General features: G+C 40.0%; 21 protein-coding genes and 2 tRNA genes. 14 read left to right on the forward strand and 9 right to left on the reverse strand.

Features of this window, described 5'->3' with window-relative positions:
• The first annotated feature begins 34 nt into the window (after positions 1-34).
• The 3 genes from J0X14_RS06205 (at position 35) to rpsT (ending at position 591) form a co-directional block, all read left to right on the forward strand.
• Positions 35-106: transfer RNA gene (locus J0X14_RS06205), tRNA-Glu, on the forward strand.
• A gap of 128 nt (positions 107-234) precedes the next feature.
• Positions 235-306 (forward strand) — tRNA-Glu (locus J0X14_RS06210).
• Positions 307-339: 33 nt separating this feature from the next.
• Complete coding sequence (gene rpsT / locus J0X14_RS06215; RefSeq protein WP_207096905.1) at positions 340-591, forward strand: 30S ribosomal protein S20; 252 nt, start codon at positions 340-342, stop codon at positions 589-591.
• 73 nt (positions 592-664) lie between these two features.
• On the opposite strand, the gene J0X14_RS06220 is transcribed toward rpsT, so the two are convergent.
• The 3 genes from J0X14_RS06220 to rho all read right to left on the reverse strand — a co-directional run bounded on the left by J0X14_RS06220 (position 665) and on the right by rho (position 4,553).
• The gene (locus J0X14_RS06220; protein ID WP_207096906.1) at positions 665-1,330 is read right to left on the reverse strand and encodes a hypothetical protein; all 666 of its coding nucleotides are present in this window, start codon (positions 1,328-1,330) and stop codon (positions 665-667) included.
• A gap of 820 nt (positions 1,331-2,150) precedes the next feature.
• On the reverse strand, positions 2,151-2,822 hold the full coding sequence (locus J0X14_RS06225; protein WP_207096907.1) for a hypothetical protein: 672 nt from the start codon (positions 2,820-2,822) through the stop codon (positions 2,151-2,153).
• Between the two features lie 132 nt (positions 2,823-2,954).
• Positions 2,955-4,553 (reverse strand): transcription termination factor Rho, encoded by a 1,599-nt coding sequence (rho, locus tag J0X14_RS06230; protein ID WP_207096908.1) that lies wholly within the window; start codon positions 4,551-4,553, stop codon positions 2,955-2,957.
• Positions 4,554-4,747: 194 nt separating this feature from the next.
• Here rho and J0X14_RS06235 point away from each other — a divergent pair, with 194 nt between their 5' ends.
• Positions 4,748-5,158 carry a DUF4293 domain-containing protein gene (locus J0X14_RS06235; protein WP_207096909.1) on the forward strand — a complete coding sequence of 137 codons (411 nt, stop codon included), beginning with the start codon at positions 4,748-4,750 and terminating at the stop codon, positions 5,156-5,158.
• A gap of 68 nt (positions 5,159-5,226) precedes the next feature.
• Here J0X14_RS06235 and J0X14_RS06240 read toward each other — a convergent pair whose 3' ends face one another.
• Positions 5,227-6,183, reverse strand: coding sequence for an MBL fold metallo-hydrolase (locus J0X14_RS06240; protein WP_207096910.1), 957 nt, complete (start codon positions 6,181-6,183; stop codon positions 5,227-5,229).
• Between the two features lie 2 nt (positions 6,184-6,185).
• Positions 6,186-6,680, reverse strand: coding sequence for a metallophosphoesterase family protein (locus J0X14_RS06245; protein WP_207096911.1), 495 nt, complete (start codon positions 6,678-6,680; stop codon positions 6,186-6,188).
• 88 nt (positions 6,681-6,768) lie between these two features.
• Here J0X14_RS06245 and truA point away from each other — a divergent pair, with 88 nt between their 5' ends.
• A complete protein-coding gene (truA, locus tag J0X14_RS06250; RefSeq protein ID WP_207096912.1) occupies positions 6,769-7,521 on the forward strand; it encodes a tRNA pseudouridine(38-40) synthase TruA in 753 nt (250 codons plus the stop codon).
• Complete coding sequence (locus J0X14_RS06255) at positions 7,508-9,280, forward strand: ABC transporter ATP-binding protein (protein ID WP_207096913.1); 1,773 nt, start codon at positions 7,508-7,510, stop codon at positions 9,278-9,280. The genes truA and J0X14_RS06255 overlap by 14 nt, the downstream gene beginning before the upstream one ends.
• Positions 9,281-9,282: 2 nt before the next feature.
• Here J0X14_RS06255 and J0X14_RS06260 read toward each other — a convergent pair whose 3' ends face one another.
• From J0X14_RS06260 to folP, 3 genes are read right to left on the reverse strand one after another with little or no spacing between them, the layout of a single operon-like run.
• A complete protein-coding gene (locus J0X14_RS06260; protein WP_207096914.1) occupies positions 9,283-10,044 on the reverse strand; it encodes a DUF3667 domain-containing protein in 762 nt (253 codons plus the stop codon).
• Complete coding sequence (gene cdaA, locus J0X14_RS06265) at positions 10,044-10,829, reverse strand: diadenylate cyclase CdaA (protein WP_207096915.1); 786 nt, start codon at positions 10,827-10,829, stop codon at positions 10,044-10,046. Before cdaA ends, J0X14_RS06260 begins: the two co-directional genes overlap by 1 nt.
• 44 nt (positions 10,830-10,873) lie before the next feature.
• On the reverse strand, positions 10,874-11,707 hold the full coding sequence (folP, locus tag J0X14_RS06270; protein WP_207097502.1) for a dihydropteroate synthase: 834 nt from the start codon (positions 11,705-11,707) through the stop codon (positions 10,874-10,876).
• Between the two features lie 96 nt (positions 11,708-11,803).
• On the opposite strand from folP, the gene J0X14_RS06275 reads away from it, so the two are divergent.
• From J0X14_RS06275 to J0X14_RS06300, 6 genes are all read left to right on the forward strand, one after another.
• Entirely contained in the window at positions 11,804-12,343 is a 540-nt protein-coding gene (locus tag J0X14_RS06275) for a DUF1599 domain-containing protein (RefSeq protein ID WP_207096916.1), read from the forward strand.
• Positions 12,344-12,555: 212 nt separating this feature from the next.
• On the forward strand, positions 12,556-13,650 hold the full coding sequence (locus tag J0X14_RS06280; protein WP_207096917.1) for a BT_3928 family protein: 1,095 nt from the start codon (positions 12,556-12,558) through the stop codon (positions 13,648-13,650).
• A 27-nt stretch (positions 13,651-13,677) separates the two neighbouring features.
• Positions 13,678-14,427: a triose-phosphate isomerase gene (gene tpiA, locus J0X14_RS06285; protein ID WP_207096918.1), complete on the forward strand. Its 750-nt coding sequence runs from the start codon at positions 13,678-13,680 to the stop codon at positions 14,425-14,427.
• A 10-nt stretch (positions 14,428-14,437) separates the two neighbouring features.
• Positions 14,438-15,271 (forward strand): 50S ribosomal protein L11 methyltransferase, encoded by an 834-nt coding sequence (prmA, locus tag J0X14_RS06290; protein ID WP_207096919.1) that lies wholly within the window; start codon positions 14,438-14,440, stop codon positions 15,269-15,271.
• 21 nt (positions 15,272-15,292) lie between these two features.
• Positions 15,293-15,568 (forward strand): ATP-dependent Clp protease adaptor ClpS, encoded by a 276-nt coding sequence (locus J0X14_RS06295; RefSeq protein WP_036379465.1) that lies wholly within the window; start codon positions 15,293-15,295, stop codon positions 15,566-15,568.
• Between the two features lie 191 nt (positions 15,569-15,759).
• Positions 15,760-16,368 (forward strand): hypothetical protein, encoded by a 609-nt coding sequence (locus J0X14_RS06300; RefSeq protein WP_207096920.1) that lies wholly within the window; start codon positions 15,760-15,762, stop codon positions 16,366-16,368.
• 28 nt (positions 16,369-16,396) lie between these two features.
• On the opposite strand, the gene J0X14_RS06305 is transcribed toward J0X14_RS06300, so the two are convergent.
• A complete protein-coding gene (locus J0X14_RS06305; protein ID WP_242527939.1) occupies positions 16,397-17,926 on the reverse strand; it encodes a TolB family protein in 1,530 nt (509 codons plus the stop codon).
• Positions 17,927-18,250: 324 nt separating this feature from the next.
• Between J0X14_RS06305 and J0X14_RS06310 the strand changes: the two genes are divergently transcribed.
• The gene (locus J0X14_RS06310; protein WP_207096921.1) at positions 18,251-18,847 is read left to right on the forward strand and encodes a Crp/Fnr family transcriptional regulator; all 597 of its coding nucleotides are present in this window, start codon (positions 18,251-18,253) and stop codon (positions 18,845-18,847) included.
• Between the two features lie 529 nt (positions 18,848-19,376).
• Positions 19,377-19,925 (forward strand): DUF4347 domain-containing protein, encoded by a 549-nt coding sequence (locus J0X14_RS06315; protein ID WP_207096922.1) that lies wholly within the window; start codon positions 19,377-19,379, stop codon positions 19,923-19,925.
• Positions 19,926-19,927: the final 2 nt, after the last annotated feature.

Below are 19,927 nucleotides of genomic sequence, written 5' to 3' on the forward strand. Positions count from 1 at the left end.
TTGTATTTTTGCATCCGCAATTGTGCAACCTTATGGCCCGTTCGTCTAGGGGTTAGGACGCCAGGTTTTCATCCTGGTAACAGGGGTTCGATTCCCCTACGGGCTACTGAGATAGATGTAAGACGTTATGATATAAGACAAAAGACGATTAAGGTTGGGGTGCAATCCACAACGAGAAAGTCTAAAATCCAAAGTCTTGCATCTTACGTCTCATGTCTATAATCTAAAAAAGACGGCCCGTTCGTCTAGGGGTTAGGACGCCAGGTTTTCATCCTGGTAACAGGGGTTCGATTCCCCTACGGGCTACAAAAAAGGAATTAGAAAGTATAAATTAAGACAATGGCAAATCATAAGTCAGCATTAAAGAGAATCAGAAGAAACGAAGCGGTTCGTTTGCGTAACAGATACCAACACAAGACCGTGCGTAATGCTATCAAAAAGTTGCGTACCGAAGAGGACAAGAAAGCTGCTGAGGCCTTGTTGCCCACTGTAGTTGGTATGATTGATAAATTGGCTAAGAAAAATATCATTCACACTAACAAAGCCGCCAACTTAAAGAGCAAATTAATGAGCAAGGTTGCAGCGATGTAATCTTTTTTCAATACCATATATTATATGAAGCGTCTCCATCAAGGGGACGTTTTTTTTGATTGTATTTGAAAATTTATTGAAAAAGTTTTCTGCGATGAATCAATATGCCGATTAAAAAGGATCCGTACATGAAAAAAATGAATCCTATCAACCACCCGCGCAAATGAAAATCAAAATAGGTTGAAGGAATAAGGTAGGATAAAAGCGAGTAAATGGGGAAGTAAATATGAAAGCCCAATAGCCCCAAACTTGTCCAGAACATCAAATTATGCCAAGTTGGGTAAATTTCCTGTTTAAACTTCTCTTTAAAATACAGGAGAACGCACATAATCAAAAAGCAAGAAGCAATAGAGTCGGCGTAGAACAACCCAGTATAAAAGGGATCCTGAAAAAATAGGCTGATCAGATAACCTGCCATACTGATTGTAGCGCCAAGCTTCACCCATTTTTTATACTTTTCTGTCCCAAGAACTTTCAAATAGATATAAAAAAAGTACAGATAGGTAACTACGGAATAAATATTATAAATGATAATGTTGTACCAATAATACCTATCGTCTGATACCAGTTGAAAGCTGTCATGGTATTTTACCAGAAACCCCAATAGCTCCGTTAATAGGGTGTACATCAGGAAAATGGGAAAATATTTTAAGACTGTGTCGTAATATGAACGATACCGGATTACCGATGCCAACCACACGATAAAGTAAAAGGGGAGGATTACAAAGGTGGGGTTCATGATTTTTAAGAGTTCCTCAATCATATAGGTGTTGGCATATTAAACAAAGAAATGGGTTTTAAATGGAAAATATAAAAAAAGCCCCAATGTTAGGGGCCTTTATTTTTTTGATGGGATGAAATTTACCGAAATGCTTGTCTTTTTCCTGCCAAAAAGCCTATAATGAAACAACTGTACATAAATGCGATAAGGAAAAGGAATATTTGCCTAAGGTGTAATTTGTAATAGAGTTCTTGCTGCGTAATTCCTACGAGCATCATTACGGGAAAGAAAATATAAAATATCAATAGCCCTATACTTGTCCAAAATAAAAGATTCTGCCATTGGGGAAATGGATTTTTTTCGTCTTTTTTTTCAATAAAATAATATATAATAATAATTACCAACATGATTGATCCTAGAATGTCTCCATAGGTCAAATGATTATGCAGAGGATTAGATATAAATGCATTTATAACATAAGTTAAAGTACATAAATAAGCCCCGTATTTAATCCATTTTTTCGCTGACTTTTCCCGAAGGACATTTCGATAAACCCAATAAAAAAATAAAAAAGTGATTAACTGGTAAAAATTATATATTATCACATTGTGCCAAGAATATCTGTCATCAGAAAAAAACTGAAATTCATTGCTGTATTTAATCAAAATTCCTAGAAGCTCAGTACAAAATGTATAGACGATAAATATGGGAAAGTATTTTAGTGCGGTATCGAAATATGTTTTATATCGATATACAGCGACCACCCATGTAATGAGATACAATGGAACATAGAACTGCTCCATTAACAGATTCATGAACTCTCCAAGCATAAAAAGTTCTAAAAATCACCCCAGGGAGGAGGTCCTGAGCCGCCTTGGTTCATATTAAGGCTTTTGCCTTGTTGTAATGTGGGTGTGGCAAAACTAGGGGCAAAGCTTGCATAAGATCTATTTCCATTTTTTGAGGCGTTGCCTACGGCAGTCTCCCCAACCGCATTTTTAATCAGTTTGGCCTTGCCATCTTCACCAATATAGAAGCCATATTCTCCATCAGGGGTTTCCATTGTGGGCACAATAAAAATGGAATTTTGTCTCGGGTGCACTATTTTTTTGCCATCGGGAAAATCTTCTTTATCCGGATAATTGGCAAAATAGAAGCGCAATGAGGAAATATCCACCTGGGCATCTTTGGACTCTTGCTCAATATAGTCCATATACTGCTTTATGTCGGCATAGCTGAAAGAGGTAAAACGAGCCGCTTCAAATTCCTTTTCGGGACTCCTTTGTGCCTCATATTCTTGAATGATTTCCAACCGGTTCCTTGTGTAATTGTCATACAAAGACTTTGATTCTTCCAAAGAGATAATACCTTTTGGAGGCTCCACTCTTTCTTGTTCCACAGCCGCTTTAGACTCGATGGGCTCTTCTTTTTTTGGCCCTTGTTGGCATGATACAAGCACAAGCAAAATACCACCTAACAAGGTGGCGGTAACTTTTTTGAGGTTTTTCATAGTTAAAGTGTTATAAAGTTCAGTATTGGGGAAACTGATTTAAAGATAGGTTTTTTCTTTAAAACTATTCAAGAAAAAACCCTTTAAGAAATCTTAAAGGGTTTTTAATAATCTGAAAATCAATTGATTAATTTATTCGTTCATCGTAAGCAGAAACTCTTCGTTGTTTTTGGTCTGCTTAATGCGCTGTTCCATAAATTCCATGGCTTCCACAGGATTCATGTCCGCTAAATACTTGCGCATAATCCACATACGTTGAATGGTATTTTCGTCCAGCAACAAATCGTCCCTTCTGGTAGAAGAGGAAATAAGGTCGATGGCAGGAAAGATTCTTCGGTTGGAAATTCGTCTATCCAATTGAAGCTCCATGTTACCTGTACCCTTAAATTCTTCAAAAATTACCTCGTCCATTTTAGAACCAGTCTCTGTAAGTGCAGTAGCAATAATGGAAAGAGATCCTCCATTTTCAATATTACGCGCCGCACCAAAGAAACGTTTTGGCTTATGTAGTGCATTCGCATCCACACCACCACTCAATACCTTACCAGAGGCAGGTTGAACGGTGTTATAGGCACGGGCCAATCGGGTGATGGAATCCAAAAGGATTACCACATCATGGCCACATTCTACCAAACGCTTGGCTTTTTCCAATACAATATTGGCCACTCGAACGTGTTCCGTAGCTTCCTTGTCAAAGGTTGAAGCAACCACCTCACCACGAACATTACGTTGCATATCGGTAACCTCCTCAGGGCGCTCATCAATTAAAAGGATGATTTGGTACACCTCTGGGTGGTTGGCCGCAATGGCATTGGCAATATCCTTCAACAACATGGTTTTCCCTGTTTTGGGTTGGGATACAATCATACCGCGTTGTCCCTTGCCAATAGGCGAGAACAAATCCATAATTCGTGTGGAAATGGTACTCTGCCGTTCGGCCAGTTTAAATTTTTCCTTTGGAAATAGTGGCGTAAGGTGCTCAAAAGATACCCGATCCCGAACCACTTGAGGGTCCAGGCCATTGATTTTGTTCACTTTGATCAATGGGAAATATTTTTCGCCCTCTTTTGGTGGCCTAATGTTCCCAAGGATGGTGTCCCCAGATTTTAAGCCAAACAATCTGATCTGTGATTGCGATACATAAATGTCATCAGGAGAAGACAAATAGTTGTAATCTGAGGAACGCAAGAATCCATACCCATCCTGCATAATGTCCAGTACGCCTTCGCTTTCAATAATACTGTCAAACTCAAATTCAGGCTCTTTGTACCTGTTTTTTAAGTCCTTGTCAAAATTGCTGTTCTTTTTATCGTGACCACCACTTTTTTGGTGCTGGTTGTTTCTCCTGTTGTTGTTTTGGTTCTTTTGGGGATTATTGGGCTGTTTGTTTTCCTTTTTTTGAGGTTGTTGCCCTTGGGATTCCTCATTTTTAACGTTGGAATCACCCGCTGGAGCAGATTGCTTTTCTGTGGTCTCGGCCACTTTTCCCTTTGGCTCATTATTTTTTGGCCTTGGGGTTCTGCTACGCTTGGGTTTTGGAGCAGGGGTACCATTGTTTTGGGGTGCTGAGGTGCTTTCTGTCACTGCTTTTGGATTGGAAGCTTGTACATCTAGTATTTGATACACTAAATCCAGCTTTTTCAGGGATTTGAATTTGGGAACATTAAGACCCTTTGCAATTTCTTGCAACTCAGGAAGCTTTTTAGCTTTTAGATCTGAAATCTCGAACATTAAGTAATGAATAAGTTAAACTGTGTATAATCTGAAAATATTGAAGTAAAAAGTTATTTGAGTGCTACTGGAGGAAAGATTTCCTAGGTAAGTGCTTCGCTAATAACGACACAAGTATACAAATTATTTTTCAAGAATAAGCCCTCATTTCTCAAAAAGACGCCTATTTTTGCATTTTGAAATCAATTTACACAATGATTCAACGAATTCAGACGTTTTTTTTGGTGGTTGTTGCCCTCATAACAGGTGTACTGCCCTTTTTTCTGAATTTATGGATTGATGTGAATGGAAAGGAAATCTATGCCGAAAACGAACTGTGGCTCAGCATTGCATTTTATGCCTCTGCAGTTTTGGCGGTGATTTCAATTTTTATGTACAAGAACAGACAAAATCAATTTGTGGTAAACAGATTGAATATGATATTGAATCTTTTTTTACTAGGATTTTTCGTTTATCGATCGCTAAGCTTATCCGGAGAAGCTGTGGTTTCTGAGAAGGGTATTGGGATGCTGATTCCTGTATTTTCTATCGTTTTTCTGGTCCTGGCCAACAGGGCTATCAAAAAGGATGAAGATCTTGTAAAATCTGTTGATCGCTTACGTTGAACCTAACATCTTAGTAGTATTAGTGCGAGAAAACCCTGGCTTTGGCCGGGGTTTTTGTGTTTTAAAAGCTACAGTTTGAATTGTTGGTCAAAAGCTGAGACATTGTAACCAGCCTCAATAACCTTTTTAAAGGATGTGCTGTTTGGATCTAAAAGTGCATTGGTGTGATTAAAATGGATAAAGTACACTTTGGATTTTTCACTTTTGGGAAGATTTTTGAACAAATCCATACTTTCCACAACAAACGGATGAGGAATTTCAGCAATATTTCTTGAGTTGATTTCAGGCCCATCAAAAAAAGTGGCATCCAAAAAAGCAAAATCTACTTTCCCGATTTCCTTTACAATATCTTTTCTCCATTTAGACCATTTATCAATATCGGGAATAAACAAAGCCGATTTATTTGGTCCGATTATTTTATAGCCAACCGTTTCCGAGTACTCATCACGGTGCGGAACAGTAAATGGAATCACTTTTAGGTGCTCCGTAAGTTCAATTCCAACCTCATTTTGAATGGTCAGGATATCTATGTTGTTCAATTGCACAAGCTGCTGCCAAGGGCCATTGGTTTCTAAAAAAGTTTTCATTTTGGGCATGGCATACACAGGGATCTTTTTTCCGCCCAAAGCTTCTCTTCCAAAATACATGAGGCCAGCATAGTGGCCCACATGGGCATGGGTCATAAAAACCCCATCAGGCGTTTCCTTACCACTTTTTTTGTGCCCTTTCAACATTTTCAATTGGGTGGGCATGTCTGGAGTGGCTTCAAAGAGGTAACTTTTCTCGTTTTGATGATCCACCACGCCCAAGGAAACTACTTTTCTGGATGGGTCTGGATTCGTGAAGAGATTTTCGCAGCATGACTTTTGACAACCAATATGTGGACTGCCTCCATCCTGAACAGTTCCTAAAATATAAAGAGAGACCAAACTCTGTTCATTTTTGGTGGAAGTTTCAACTTTTTGAGAGGAACTGCTGTTGCACGCCTCCAAGAATATCACCAAAAGGATTAAAACGTATTTCATGCTTATCTTTTTCCAAGTTCAACAACCTCTAAATCTGAAATTTTATCCCCATCAATGACAAATCGCAACATAGTACGCATTTGGTGGAATCCCTGTTTCCCACAGGCACCCGGATTCATGTGAAGTAACCCCAATTTTTTATCGTTCATCACCTTAAGGATGTGGGAATGCCCGCAAATTAACAGTTTTGGGGGATTCAACTTGATTTCTTCCCGTATTCGTACATCATAACGATTGGGATATCCACCAATGTGCGTGATCCAAACATCAACCCCCTCACACATAAAACGATTGTGTTCAGGGAACTCCTTTCTAATAACATGGCCATCGATATTTCCATATACGGCCCTGACTGGTTTCAATGCCTTTAGTTGATCGGTAACAGTAATACGGCCTATGTCACCTGCATGCCAGACTTCATCGGCCTGGGCTGCGTACTTTAAAATGGTGGTATCCATATGTCCATGAGTGTCCGACAACAATAGAATTTTGGTCATAACGCTAAAAATATGCTAAAAAATAAGGGTTGGATTCCTATTGGAAGGGATTGAATTATCTTTAACGACTTAAAAGTAAGGCATTCCTTTGAGATATTTTATCCAATTTTCCTATTTCGGAAAAGCATATCACGGGTGGCAGAACCAACCCAACGCCATTACCGTGCAGGAGGTATTGGAAAAAGCCCTATCTACCTTATTGCGACAAAAAGTGGAAGTCGTAGGAGCAGGAAGGACCGATACTGGGGTGCACGCCAAGGAAATGTTTGCCCATTTTGATTTCGATGAAATTGAAGATCGAGAGGAATTGGTCTATCGACTTAATGCCTTTTTGCCTGAGGACATTGCAGTGCAACATTTACACAAGATGTCCCCAGAAGCCCATGCCCGGTTTGATGCGTTGGAACGTACCTACGAATATTGGGTGGTGCAGGAAAAGAACCCTTTTTATGTGGATGCTGCCCATTTTTTAAAATATCCTTTGAATTTGGAAGCCATGAATAAAGCGGTAACCTATTTATTGGAGCACACAGATTTTGAATGTTTTTCCAAATCCAATACCGATGTAAAGACCTACCGATGTGATGTTCGGCATGCTAAGTGGGAAAAAAAGGAAGATAAATTAGTATTCACCATTACTGCCGACCGTTTTCTAAGGAATATGGTACGTGCCGTGGTGGGAACCTTGTTGGATGTAGGTATGGGCAAAATGTCGCCGGAGGAAATCCATACCATTATCGCAAGTAAGAACAGAAGTGAAGCAGGGGTATCCGTCCCCGCAAAAGGATTATATTTGACCAAGGTTTTGTATCCAAAAGAACTATTTAATGAGCAAAAGTGATGAAATAGGTAAAGCGTTTGATTTTAGGTTATTCAAACGGGTCTTTGCGCATACCAAACCCTACCGGGTTATTTTTTGGGTTGTTGCCATCGCGGCTATTTTATCCGCAGCATTTGCTGTTGAGATTCCCATTTTGGTGAGGGATATTATCAATGAGGCACTGGACAATAAAGACAGTCAACAATTATTGACGTTGGTTCTTTTAATGTTGGCCGTACTCATTGGTCAGGTGACCACACAGTTGGGCTTTAACTACTACGCTAACCTTTTGGGGGAATCCGTGATCAAAGACATTAGGGTGAGGCTCTTTCAAAAAATGATGAGCTTTAAAATGACCTATTTTGATAATTCTTCCATCGGTGTCCTCGTCACCCGGGCTGTAGCCGATATGCAGCGCATCGGAGAAATTTTCAGTCAAGGATTTTTTATGATTGTGGCCGATGTGCTTAAAATGTTGTTGGGTGCAGCCATCATGCTTTATACCAATTGGAAGTTGGCACTCATCGTTTTTGCTATTTTACCCGTAATCTTGATTGCAACACGACTCTTTCAGCAAGCCATGAAGGTGGCCTTTATTGAAGTACGTGCACAAGTGTCCAATCTCAATTCCTTTGTGCAGGAACGTATAGCGGGAATGAAAATAGTTCAACTCTTCAACCGAGAGGAGATAGAGAAGGAAAAATTTAGGGTCATCAATGAAAAACACCAAAATGCTTGGTTGAAAACGGTCTGGTACAACTCCATTTTCTTTCCAGTCGCCGAGATTTCTTATTCCATTGGTATTGGATTAGTAGTGTATTTTGGAGTGATTCAGAATATTGAGAATGTTGGGTTGGATGATACAGGTTCCATTTTTGCTTTCTTCTTTTTGATGGATCTTTTGTTCCGTCCTTTGCGACAGATAGCGGATAAATTCAATACCCTGCAAATGGGAATGGTGGCCGCCAATCGGGTTTTTAAGATTTTGGACACCGATAGCCATATTGCGGATGAAGGTTCCTTAGTAAAAGCAGATGTTAAGGGCGATATTGAGTTCAAGGATGTGCGATTTGGGTACATTAAGGACGAAGAGGTGCTGCATGGCATTTCATTTAAGGTGAAAGCCGGGGAGACTGTGGCCATTGTTGGGGCAACGGGAGCTGGAAAATCGACCATCATCAACCTGCTCAACCGTTTTTATGAAATCAATTCAGGAGAAATATTGATTGATGGCGTGGGCATTCAGGAATATACCTTGCAATCATTGCGTTCACACATTGCAATTGTGCTACAGGATGTTTTCCTTTTTGCGGATACCATAGCCAATAATATTTCGCTTCGCGATAAAAACATCTCCGTTAATGAGATAGAAGCGGCTGCCAAACAAATTGGGGTGCACGAGTTCATTTCAAGCCTTCCGGGGGGGTATCAATATAATGTAAAGGAAAGGGGAACCATGTTGTCTAGCGGACAGCGACAGTTGATCGCCTTTTTGCGGGCCTATGTGAGCAATCCCAGTATTTTGATCTTGGATGAGGCCACCTCGTCCGTGGACACCTATTCAGAACAATTGATTCAACAAGCCACGGACAAGATTACCGAAGGTAGAACATCTATCATTATAGCACACCGACTGGCGACCATCAAAAAAGCCAGTAAAATTATTGTGATGGATGAAGGACAGATCGTAGAGATTGGAACCCACAAGGAACTCTTGAAAAAAGGCGGGTATTACAACGACCTATACACAGCCCAGTTTTTGGAGGAAGAGGTAGCTTGATACTACGCCCGAAATTCTTCGAGGGATATACGTCCGGTTGCTATAGAAACAACAACTATTAGCAATCCAATGACCATCATTAGTATGGCAAAGAGGATGAGGTAAATAAATCCGCGGAGAAAAGCGCTCCAAAAACCAATTTGGTATATTTTCTTGAATACATAAAACTGATAGGATATGGTCAGGAACAAGAAAAACCAAGTGAAAAGATCATATTTAACGTCAAAAAGGCCAAATAAAGGTAGACAAATCAAAACCTGAACAAAAGACACCTGCCCAGTGATATATGTATTCACAACCACATGTTCCGTAAAATTAAATTTTTTCTTGTCGAAAAAAAGGAACCAAGTCATTAGGGCATACATAGGCACGATCAAGTACATCAATAAGCCTTGATAATCAAACACATAATCCATATTGGGGCCTTCTGTATCAGTAATACTGTTTGGCGTAAGATCAATGAGATATACATTTCGGAGTACAAAAAAGAGAACTCCAACAAAGGTTATGGCTATGGCAAAATAGCTAATGGGATTCATGTATTTTTTTCGGGTCCCCAAAATGTAACTGGTAATGACAACCTCTGGTTGCGTAAAGAGATGCCTAAAGGTCTTCAATAGTTTGTTATCCAGATTAAAGACCTGGTAGCTTAAATCTTGGCCAACATTTTTTAAGGTGAGCCTTTTGCGAATGACCTTGGCACCACAGGTAGGACAATAACTAAAGTCTGACCTTAGGCTGGTATGGCAATTCTTGCAGTTCATTACCCCAAATCTTTCTTGATGTATTGTGTAAGTTCTTCTGAAGTTTTAAAAGGTACAAACTCCCCATTTTTAATATAGGAAATTGACCCTGTCTCCTCACTCACCACAAGGCAAATGGCATCCGTTTTTTCGGTGATGCCCACAGCGGCACGATGGCGCAGTCCAAATCGGAGGGGGATGTTTCGGTCGTTGGAAACAGGTAAAATTACACGGGTTGCTGTGATAAAGTTATCCTGAATCACAGCAGCACCATCATGCAGCGGGCTGTTTTTGAAAAAGATGCTTTCCAAGATGGGTTGGGTGATTTCAATATTCATGGCATCTCCGGTGGATTTAATAAAATCGAGGGAATTGTTGCGCTCAATAACAATGATGGCCCCCGTTTTGGTGCTTCCCATCCGTTCACAGGCCCCTACGATGGACTCCACATCCGTATCTGTGGGAACCACTTCTTGTTTCAAGAATTTAAAATGACGCATAAAGTTCCGTTTGGAAGCAAAATTGGTGGAACCAATCATCAATAGAAATTTTCGTATCTCTTGTTGAAATACAATGATCAAAGCGATAAGTCCAATGTTCATAAACCCGCCCACCATACTGCTGATCATTTTCATTTGGAGGAGCTCTGTGAGTTTCCAGAGAGCCCAAACAATAACAATTCCAATAAAAATATTGATGGCCACCGTACCTTTGACCAACTTGTAGATGTAGTAGAGTAGCGCGGCCACGAGCACAATGTCGATGATATCTGTGATTTTAAACTCTAGAAAATTTAAAAATTCCAACCGCGGTGTTTTTGTAAAATTAGCAAAAATAGAAGAATCAAAAATTATAGTGCGTTTGCTTTCAACGCTTCCACAAGTTTAACACATTCCACAGCTTCTTTTACATCGTGGGCCCGTAAAATATTGACTCCTTTTAAAAGTGCAATGGTGTGCAGCGCAGTGGTGCCGTTCAACGCCTCTTTCGGGGATGAGTTCAAGACCTTGTAGATCATGGATTTTCGGCTTAATCCGATTAGTAGGGGTGCTTCATAAGTTTTAAAAAGGTCGAGATGGTTTAAAAGCGTATAGTTCTGCTCCGTGGTTTTGGCAAACCCAAAGCCGGGATCAATGATGATGTCATTTATTTTTTTTGAAGTGGCCTCTTGCATTTTTTGTGAAAAATAAAACCGAAGGTCCTTTATTAAGTCATCATAAACTGCCTCTTTTTGCATGGACTGTGGAGTTCCTTTCAAATGCATCATAATATAAGGTACCTGAAATTTTGCAATGGTGCTGAACATTTCGGGATCCAAATTTCCCGCGGAAATATCATTGATGATGGCCGCGCCCCTTTCCAAACTTTCAGCCGCTACTTTGCTTCTAAAAGTGTCCACTGAGATTAAAGTGTCTGGAAAATGGCTAAGAATCAACTCCACAATCGGAAGCATCCGTTTGAGTTCCTCATCTTCGTCAACATGTTCAGCACCAGGTCGGGAACTGTACGCACCCATATCAATGAAAGAGGCACCATCTTCGAGCATTTTCTCAACTTGTTTCATAATAGCGGCTTCATCCTTGTATTTTCCGCCATCATAAAAAGAATCCGGAGTAAGGTTGAGAATGCCCATTACTTTGGGCACGGATAGGTCGATGAGTTTACCTTTGCAGTTTATGGTCATAAAGAATACCTGCTTCGTTTGGGTTTCATTATCTTTGGCAAAGTGCTTTTTTAGCACGCTCATTTGGACGAAATTTACGCAAATTAGCAACAATACATGCAGCAGACTTCCCAACAATATGATGCGGTGATCCAAACCTGCCGGGAATTGTTTTTAAAAAAGGCGCAAGACTATGGTACCGCATGGCGTATTTTGCGACTTCCTTCCCTAACTGATCAGATTTTTATCAAAGCGCAACGCATCCGTAGCCTGCAACAAAATGCAGTTCGGAAAGTGGACGAGGGAGAACAATCAGAATTTATTGGGATTATCAATTATTCCATCATGGCACTCATTCAAATAAAGAAAGGTATTGTGGAACAGCCGGATTTAACGGCTGAGGAAGCCATTGCCCTGTACGATGAGGAAGTTGCTATCACCAAAAAGTTGATGGAGGACAAAAATCATGATTACGGCGAAGCTTGGCGCGATATGCGGGTGAGTTCTTTGACGGATTTGATTTTGCAAAAAGTACTTCGGGTAAAACAGATTGAGGACAATCAAGGGGCTACTTTGGTGAGTGAGGGCGTGGATGCCAATTATCAGGATATGGTCAATTATGCAGTGTTTGCGTTGATACATTTAAACTCCAAATGACAAAAACCAAATTGATAGTAAGGGAATTAGTATTTAGGAGTAAAGAGTAAAGAGTAAAGAGTCAAGAACCAAGACAAGAAGACTGTTGAGTTTTTTGCAAATCACATCTATAACCACCAACGCATTGGTGAAAATTCGTGAGATTTGTGTCAGATTGAGATTTTTTGGTTTTTGTTTAATTGGAATTTATAAGTTGGGATTTAATAAATGACATGAAATATTTGGTTTGGATTTCAAGAATCCTAGTTGGGGTGTTGTTCATTATAAGCGGACTCATCAAATTGAACGACCCGGTTGGGTTTTCGTTTAAATTGGAAGAATATTTTAGCCCCGCCGTGTTGGATTTGCCTTTTTTGGAGCCCATCGCTTTGGGAATCTCCATTTTTGTGGTCATTGTTGAGGTGCTATTGGGTGTCCTATTACTGATAGGCTTCAAACCCAAGTTAACTGTCTGGAGTCTCTTGGCGATGATTATTTTCTTCACCTTCCTCACTTTTTATTCTGCATACTTTAATAAAGTGACCGACTGTGGTTGTTTCGGTGACGCTATAAAATTGACGCCGTGGGAATCCTTCACTAAGGATGTTATTCTATTAGTGCTGATATTGATTTTATTTTTTGGACAGAAGTACATCAAACCGCTTTTCAATACAAAAACCAACTGGATTGTGGGTGGAGCAGCGCTATTGGCATGTATCCTGTTTGCCAACCATGTATTGAACCATTTACCGTCGGTGGATTTTAGGCCCTATAAAATTGGAGCCAATATTGAAGAAGGAATGACCGTACCAGAAGGTGCCCCAGAGCCCATTTATGAATACTCATGGCGATTTAAGGTAAATGGAGAGGACCAAATTGTGGTCACCAATGGTGATTATCCCTCCGTGGATGGAGAGTTTGTGGATGTGGAGACCACACAAATACAAGAAGGTTACGAACCGCCCATTCATGATTTTACCATTGAGAAGGATGGCCAAAATTTTGCCTCTGAACTGTTGAATGAGGACAAATTGGTCATGGTGATTGCCTATGATTTGGCCAAAAGCAACTATGACGTATTTTCTGAAGTGGCCCAAGTAACCGAAAAAGCCAAGCAAAATGGATACAAGGTGATTGGTATGTCCGCTTCCAATGATGCATTGGCCAATAAGGTGGAGCAGCAATACAATTTGCCGTTTGATTTTTATTTTACCGATGAGACCGCCTTAAAAACCATTGTCCGGTCCAATCCGGCTATTTTGGTTTTGGAGCGAGGCACCATTCAACAAAAAGTACATTACAACGACCTTGACGAACTTAGTTTTTAATAATAGAACACAAGAAAAACCAACAACATGAGAACAAAAATAGTGGCAGGAAACTGGAAGATGAACAAGAACATGGAAGAAACTGAGGCTCTTTTGGCCGAACTTTCCGCCAAACTGCCCGATACCAAAGCACAAGTGATTGTTTCACCCACGTTTGTGAATTTAGCCGCAGCAAAAAGGAGCCTTCAAGCTTCTACCATACAAGTGGCGGCCCAGAATATGCATTTTGCAGAAAGTGGCGCCTACACAGGTGAGATTTCGGCAGATATGCTATTGGATATTGATGTGGACATTGTGATTCTCGGTCACTCTGAGCGTCGCGCCTATTTTGGTGAAACCGATGAACTTTTAGCAAAAAAGGTAAAAACAGCTATAGAAAAGGGAATGAAGACCATTTTCTGCTTTGGTGAGGAATTGGAAGACCGAAAGTCTGATAATCACTTCTCCGTAGTGGAGAGTCAATTGAAAAATGCCCTGTTCGATTTGGATGCTGAGGCTTGGAAAAGCATTATTTTGGCCTACGAACCCGTTTGGGCCATTGGTACAGGTGAAACTGCTTCACCTGAGCAAGCCCAAGAGATGCACGCTTTTATCAGAAAGACTATTTCCGAAGCCTACGACACTTCCGTATCCGATGAAGTTTCCATTCTGTATGGGGGTAGTGTAAAGCCGGATAATGCTTCCGATATTTTCTCAAAACCCGATGTGGATGGCGGACTGATTGGTGGCGCATCCCTTAAATCGGATGATTTTGTAGCCATTATAGAGGCGATTTAAGCTGCAGGCCATGGCATTGGTGTATTTGGAATACGATTTTAAAGTAAACCCACTCCAACCTGCAACGGATATTCTCATTGCGGAATTGGGTGAAGCCGGATTTGAAAGTTTTGTGGAAAACGATTCAGGCGTGTTGGCCTACATCTTAAAATCCGAATGGAATGAAAACATTCTGGATGACTTGTTCATTTTGGCGCACCCTGATTTTGAAATCTCGTGGACCAGCAAAGAAATTGAGCAACAAAACTGGAATGCAGAATGGGAAAAGAACTTTCATCCCATAAAAGTAGGAGATAGGTGTATGGTACGAGCACCTTTTCATGAAGCCGAGGATGTGGAGTACGATATTGTCATTGAGCCCAAAATGAGTTTCGGTACGGGTCATCATGAGACCACCCACATGATGTTGGAGCATATCCTTGAAAACGATTTTGACGGAAAATCCGTCTTGGATATGGGATGTGGTACGGGCGTATTGGCCATTTTGGCCAAAAAAAAGGGGGCTGGCCCTGTGGATGCCATCGATATTGATGAATGGTGCTATTTGAACACCCAAGAAAATGTAGAACGCAATGATTGTTCTGATATTCAAGCTTTTCAGGGGGATAGCAATTTGTTGAAAGACAAGAAGTACGATGTTATTTTGGCGAATATCAACCGAAATATCCTATTGGAAGACATTCCCATTTATGCCCAATGTCTCAATCCAAAAGGACAACTTTTTCTAAGTGGATTTTATTTGGACGATTTGGATGCCATTTCTTCAAAATGTAAGGTCAATGGTTTGGAATTTGAAAAAAAGCTACAGAAGAACCGCTGGATTTCAGTAAAATATGTAAATTAGAAAGGCATTAACTCCACGATTATGGGCACAAAAGAAAAAGGCTTGGAAGACCTTCTTCTGGAAGAGGAGACGGTTAAGCAAAATGAGATTGTACTTTTTAATGATGATGTGAATACGTTTGACCACGTCATTGAAACATTGATCGACGTCTGCGAACATACTCCCGAACAGGCGGAACAATGCTCCTTAATTGTGCACTATAATGGTAAATGTACTGTAAAAACAGGGGAGTATTCTTATTTAAAGCCCAAATGTTCCAAGTTGCTGCAAGCAGGTTTAAGCGCAGAAATCATCTAATTTGAACTTAGCAGTCCATTGGGGTAAAATCCAGGTCTTGATCTAAAGCATTGTCCAATACCTTTATCGCTGTGTATTTCATCGTGACAAATTCTTTACATTGAAATTGCGGCGAACAGGGTTTTTATAAGCTAAATTTGTGTGAACAGTAATTCAATCAAAAAACCAACATCTAATTTTCTTTTTCAGGAATGAGCGAATTCTTTAAGGCCGAATTAAAAGACCGTTTTTTGGAATATGCTCTAGAGCGCACTGACTATTTTGAAATACAGACATTGTATGATGAGTTTTTGCGTCCAAATTATAGCTTGCAATTTGTGGAAAAACTGATCAAGGAAATCCAAGAGTATGATATGGAACTTTTGGATGTGATGAGTGGGAATGGAATGGATATCTTTATGTTGGCCTCCACCCCCAGCACCGAGGATTTTTTGGAAGAAGGTGGTTTTAAGGACATGTATGTCAAGGAAGAGGAAAAGTGGGATGTGTTCGTAGAACAGTTGTCCAGCACACGAAAATTGAGTAAGGACGAAAAACAACTTCTTAAAAAAAGCTCTCCTAGGCTAAAAAGGGAAAAAACCTTGCTTATCATCCTTATTTCGGCCATTGCCATTAGTTTTCTGTTCACCCTGATCAGTATTTTAAACAGCTCGTTCTTGGAGCCCGAGTATGTCCCCGCTGATGAGTTTGAACGGCGATTAAATCAGTTAAATCAACAATATTTAGAGGAAAATCAACGCTTGGAACAAGAATTAAAGGCTTCTCAAACACAGTTAGACTCCATTTTACGCGGCCCTTAACACCTGTTTCTGCCAATCTGGTCTTGGTTTAATCACTATTGGTCACAAAGGCAATGTGTTTGCTGTCCTTTGCCCAACTGGGCACATTAATGGTTCCCTGACCGCCATAAAGATATCCGATGATTTTTGGTTCGCCTCCTTCAGCGGACATCAAACGAAGCGTACAGTGTTGGTAAAATGGATGCTCCCCAAAACCAATAGTGGGAGGGAAGGAGATAAACACAATCCATTTTCCATCTGGGGAAATATGCGGGAACCAATCTTTGTATTTTGTGTCATTGGTCAATTGAACTGGATTACTTCCATCAGCATTCATCCGCCAAAGGTGCATATTGCCTGTTCTGTTGGAGTTGAAATAGATGTATTTGCCATCGGGGGAGTATTCTGAGCCATCATCCAAATCTTTGGTGTCCGTTAGCTGAATTTCTTCCCCAGAAGCGATATCCACGCCGTAAATATCAAATTTCCCCTTACGTTCTGCGGTAAATATGATACGCTTGTTGTCTGGCGAAATACTGTGGAGATAGGAAACCCCAACTCCATCCTTGGTTATCTTTTTGGGAAGCGAATCTCCCTGAGGATTCATCAAATAAATGGAAGAGCGCCCACTGTCATCCTGATTGTGATTGCTGATGCCCAAAATGGTCTCATCAAAAGAAAAAACATGATCGTTGTTGTTGTTCACTGCAAATCCGGTATTGATTTGGGATATTTCATCAGACTCAAAAGAATATCGGTATAAAAAACCATTGGAGTTAAAGACCAATTCTTTGTCTTGGTTGACCCAATTGGGAGCTTGAATGGAATGTGCCGAATTGAATAAGGCCTTTCGATTGCCAGTCTCCACGTTCATTATTTCCATAGTACTGCCGATATAATCCCGGTACGGTTGAAAATCGGGAGCAGCTGGTTTAATGATTCTTACATTCGAAAAAACAGCTTTTTCAATCACTTCGGGGTTGTGTGAACACACATAAAGGCCGACAAAAACTTCGTTTCTAAGATTTACATCCTTGAGTTCCACGGTAGTGAATGGTTGGCCAAATTTAGCCGTGGACATATAGTAGGTGCCTGCCCTACGCTCCAATTGGACCACATCAGGCGCCTCATCAGTAGAGACGATTTGCTCAGTTTCGCTTCCGGGTGCCCTTCTATATTGAAGCGATGTAAGGCCATCCCCGTGTATGGAAGCGTTTACATGGGGCGAATCTCCCCTGAGGTTGTTCCGAACAATCCACCCAATTTTTCGATGTGGGTCAACCCCTTCACCAATAAAGCGCACTCGCGCCCTGAGGATAAAATCGCCTTGCATGGATGTATAGAGGTATTGAAATTCATCATTGTTGGCCCACATATTAAATCCGGACCCTTGAATAGTGTATTCTTGACTTTCGGAGTCATACGAAACGGTTCCTTTGATAGTTGGATCGCCAATATTGATTTGATGGTCAAAAATGCCATACTTGCCATAAATTCCCATTTTTTCGAAAGGTTTTGTATTTGATTTGAATCCCAATAAGGAAACGGTCAATACAACCATTAACAGTGTTTTTTTCATCTGCTGAAGTTTGTTTGTTTAGATGCTAGGTTTGTTGAAGTTTTTGAATATTTCACAAAAGATAATCAAAATACGCAATCAAGTATCTGAAAAACAATATTTTAAAGAATTTAGGGGATTTTGTTCAAAAAGTATTGGGATAATGCTAATTCAATGGCTGATACAGTTTTATGATAAAAAATATAACAAATATCATTTTTTGTCCAACCGTGCAATGAGTATTTTTGAATTTAGACTAAATAGCAATAATATTAGGGTAAAGAAGTAAACGTTCTGTTGCTTTGCTTAAGATTATATTTGTTATTTTAATAAACCAACAACTAAATGTCATCCAGCCAAAAAATCGAAAAGAACCTTTTCATCATATTTTATCTCAACGCTATTTATCCCCTAAGTCCAAGCCTTAAATCTTTTTTGGTGGACAAAATCAAAAGCTGCTCTTTCAAAAAAAATGAAATAATTAGTAGGGAAGGGGAAATTTGTGACAAACTCTACCTTATTAAAAAGGGTTTGGTCAGAGGGTATTTTGTAAGTGAAGGAATAGATATAACAACTTGGATAGATACGGAAAATGAGATTTTTACATCCATTACTGGTTTTTTTAAACATGAAAAGACTAGGGAGTATATCCAGGCCATGGAAGATACCCATTGCGACTACTTGGAATATGAGGATTACAAGTACAGTCTCAATAATTTTCCTGAAATACGCCAAATTTATAGGATAATGTTGGAACAATATTATGTGCTTGCCGAACATAGGGTGTATTTGGCACGAATACCAAATGCTGGAAAACGACTGGAGTTTTTTTTGGAGCACTGTAAACCCGAAATTGTTGAACGAATCCCCAGAAAACATTTGGCCTCCTTTCTGGCCATGCGACCTGAGACCCTGTCCAGGTTGATGAAGGAAAAATTTTAAGGCAAAATATGGCCCCTCACTATTTTGACAGGTTTGTGAAGACCAATTCTTGTGTCCTGACATGCCAAAATTCTTATTTTCTGCAACATAGCAAGCTATTCCACCTTTTTGGAGATTACTTTTTATGACTTACAATCCGCCTATGGTTTGTAAGAAAATGAAACGAAATTGATATATGTCAATTCGGCGAACGATTTCTTGAAATAAGACAGAATACCCTCCGTTTCTTAGATGACCAATAAGAAAAATTGTACAATTTCTAAAAGTCCGACTGTAAGAAAATAGTCGATTTAGTAAGTCAAAAATAAGAAACGATTTAAAAAGTTCCCGTTTATGAGAGAAATCTACTAGACACTACACGAAAGAATTTTTCAATTTTTTATTGAAGTCCTAAACTTCATAACTGAATTTGGGACACCCCGTAAATAGCCACTATTCAGAAGGCCTGACCGACCTATGTCCAATCTTTCCTGAAAGTGGAGTCAAAATAAAACAGAATAATAAACCTAAAATCCAAAATAACAAACCAATGAGAAATCTGATGTACAGGAAAACTTTTTCCATAGCAATTTTCCTATTCACTGTAACAATTTCCGGAGTTTTTGCCCAGTCTACGGACGTGGTGCTGATAGACTCCGAGTATGCACAAAAACAACAGGTGGTTGACCATCTTCCATCCGGTGTTTCTGTTGTAGAGATCAAAGGAATTAACAATCCTTGGCAGTCCATCCGCGAGTATTTGGAACAAAACCGTTCCACAACTGTGGTTCACCTGTTTGCAAACACCAGTTACAATGCCTTGGAGCTTGGAGGAAAGACGTATAATTCAAATGCAGTGGACCAAGAGTTTGAGCTTTCCATGCTCGAAGGACTTTACCAAGGCACCAATCTGCAACTCCTTATTTACGACTGTAATCTGGGTTCCAACCCTGAGGGATTGTCATTACTGAAGAAAATTAGTGACAAGGCCTACTTCAACATTGCAGTTCCCACAAATTGCAGTTCTGTTTTTGGAGCCGATTTGGAGTTTGACCATACCACAATGAATCAACCAACCCATAATTCAATATTTCAATAGAC

Source organism: Allomuricauda sp. CAU 1633, from assembly GCF_017313225.1.
GTDB lineage: Bacteria > Bacteroidota > Bacteroidia > Flavobacteriales > Flavobacteriaceae > Flagellimonas.

What these genes read in the sequence shown, in the direction of transcription:
- J0X14_RS06245 (WP_207096911.1), bottom strand. Translation starts at nt 6,680, where the DNA reads ATGACCAAAATTCTATTGTTGTCGGACACTCATGGACATATGGATACC.
- J0X14_RS06240 (WP_207096910.1), bottom strand. Translation starts at nt 6,183, where the DNA reads ATGAAATACGTTTTAATCCTTTTGGTGATATTCTTGGAGGCGTGCAAC.
- J0X14_RS06260 (WP_207096914.1), bottom strand. Translation starts at nt 10,044, where the DNA reads ATGAACTGCAAGAATTGCCATACCAGCCTAAGGTCAGACTTTAGTTAT.
- J0X14_RS06220 (WP_207096906.1), bottom strand. Translation starts at nt 1,330, where the DNA reads ATGAACCCCACCTTTGTAATCCTCCCCTTTTACTTTATCGTGTGGTTG.
- folP (WP_207097502.1), bottom strand. Translation starts at nt 11,707, where the DNA reads ATGACCATAAACTGCAAAGGTAAACTCATCGACCTATCCGTGCCCAAA.
- J0X14_RS06310 (WP_207096921.1), top strand. Translation starts at nt 18,251, where the DNA reads ATGTCATCCAGCCAAAAAATCGAAAAGAACCTTTTCATCATATTTTAT.
- J0X14_RS06255 (WP_207096913.1), top strand. Translation starts at nt 7,508, where the DNA reads ATGAGCAAAAGTGATGAAATAGGTAAAGCGTTTGATTTTAGGTTATTC.
- J0X14_RS06225 (WP_207096907.1), bottom strand. Translation starts at nt 2,822, where the DNA reads ATGAAAAACCTCAAAAAAGTTACCGCCACCTTGTTAGGTGGTATTTTG.
- J0X14_RS06300 (WP_207096920.1), top strand. Translation starts at nt 15,760, where the DNA reads ATGAGCGAATTCTTTAAGGCCGAATTAAAAGACCGTTTTTTGGAATAT.
- tpiA (WP_207096918.1), top strand. Translation starts at nt 13,678, where the DNA reads ATGAGAACAAAAATAGTGGCAGGAAACTGGAAGATGAACAAGAACATG.
- rho (WP_207096908.1), bottom strand. Translation starts at nt 4,553, where the DNA reads ATGTTCGAGATTTCAGATCTAAAAGCTAAAAAGCTTCCTGAGTTGCAA.
- J0X14_RS06315 (WP_207096922.1), top strand. Translation starts at nt 19,377, where the DNA reads ATGAGAAATCTGATGTACAGGAAAACTTTTTCCATAGCAATTTTCCTA.
- J0X14_RS06295 (WP_036379465.1), top strand. Translation starts at nt 15,293, where the DNA reads ATGGGCACAAAAGAAAAAGGCTTGGAAGACCTTCTTCTGGAAGAGGAG.
- J0X14_RS06280 (WP_207096917.1), top strand. Translation starts at nt 12,556, where the DNA reads ATGAAATATTTGGTTTGGATTTCAAGAATCCTAGTTGGGGTGTTGTTC.
- prmA (WP_207096919.1), top strand. Translation starts at nt 14,438, where the DNA reads ATGGCATTGGTGTATTTGGAATACGATTTTAAAGTAAACCCACTCCAA.
- J0X14_RS06235 (WP_207096909.1), top strand. Translation starts at nt 4,748, where the DNA reads ATGATTCAACGAATTCAGACGTTTTTTTTGGTGGTTGTTGCCCTCATA.
- J0X14_RS06305 (WP_242527939.1), bottom strand. Translation starts at nt 17,926, where the DNA reads ATGAAAAAAACACTGTTAATGGTTGTATTGACCGTTTCCTTATTGGGA.
- J0X14_RS06275 (WP_207096916.1), top strand. Translation starts at nt 11,804, where the DNA reads ATGCAGCAGACTTCCCAACAATATGATGCGGTGATCCAAACCTGCCGG.
- rpsT (WP_207096905.1), top strand. Translation starts at nt 340, where the DNA reads ATGGCAAATCATAAGTCAGCATTAAAGAGAATCAGAAGAAACGAAGCG.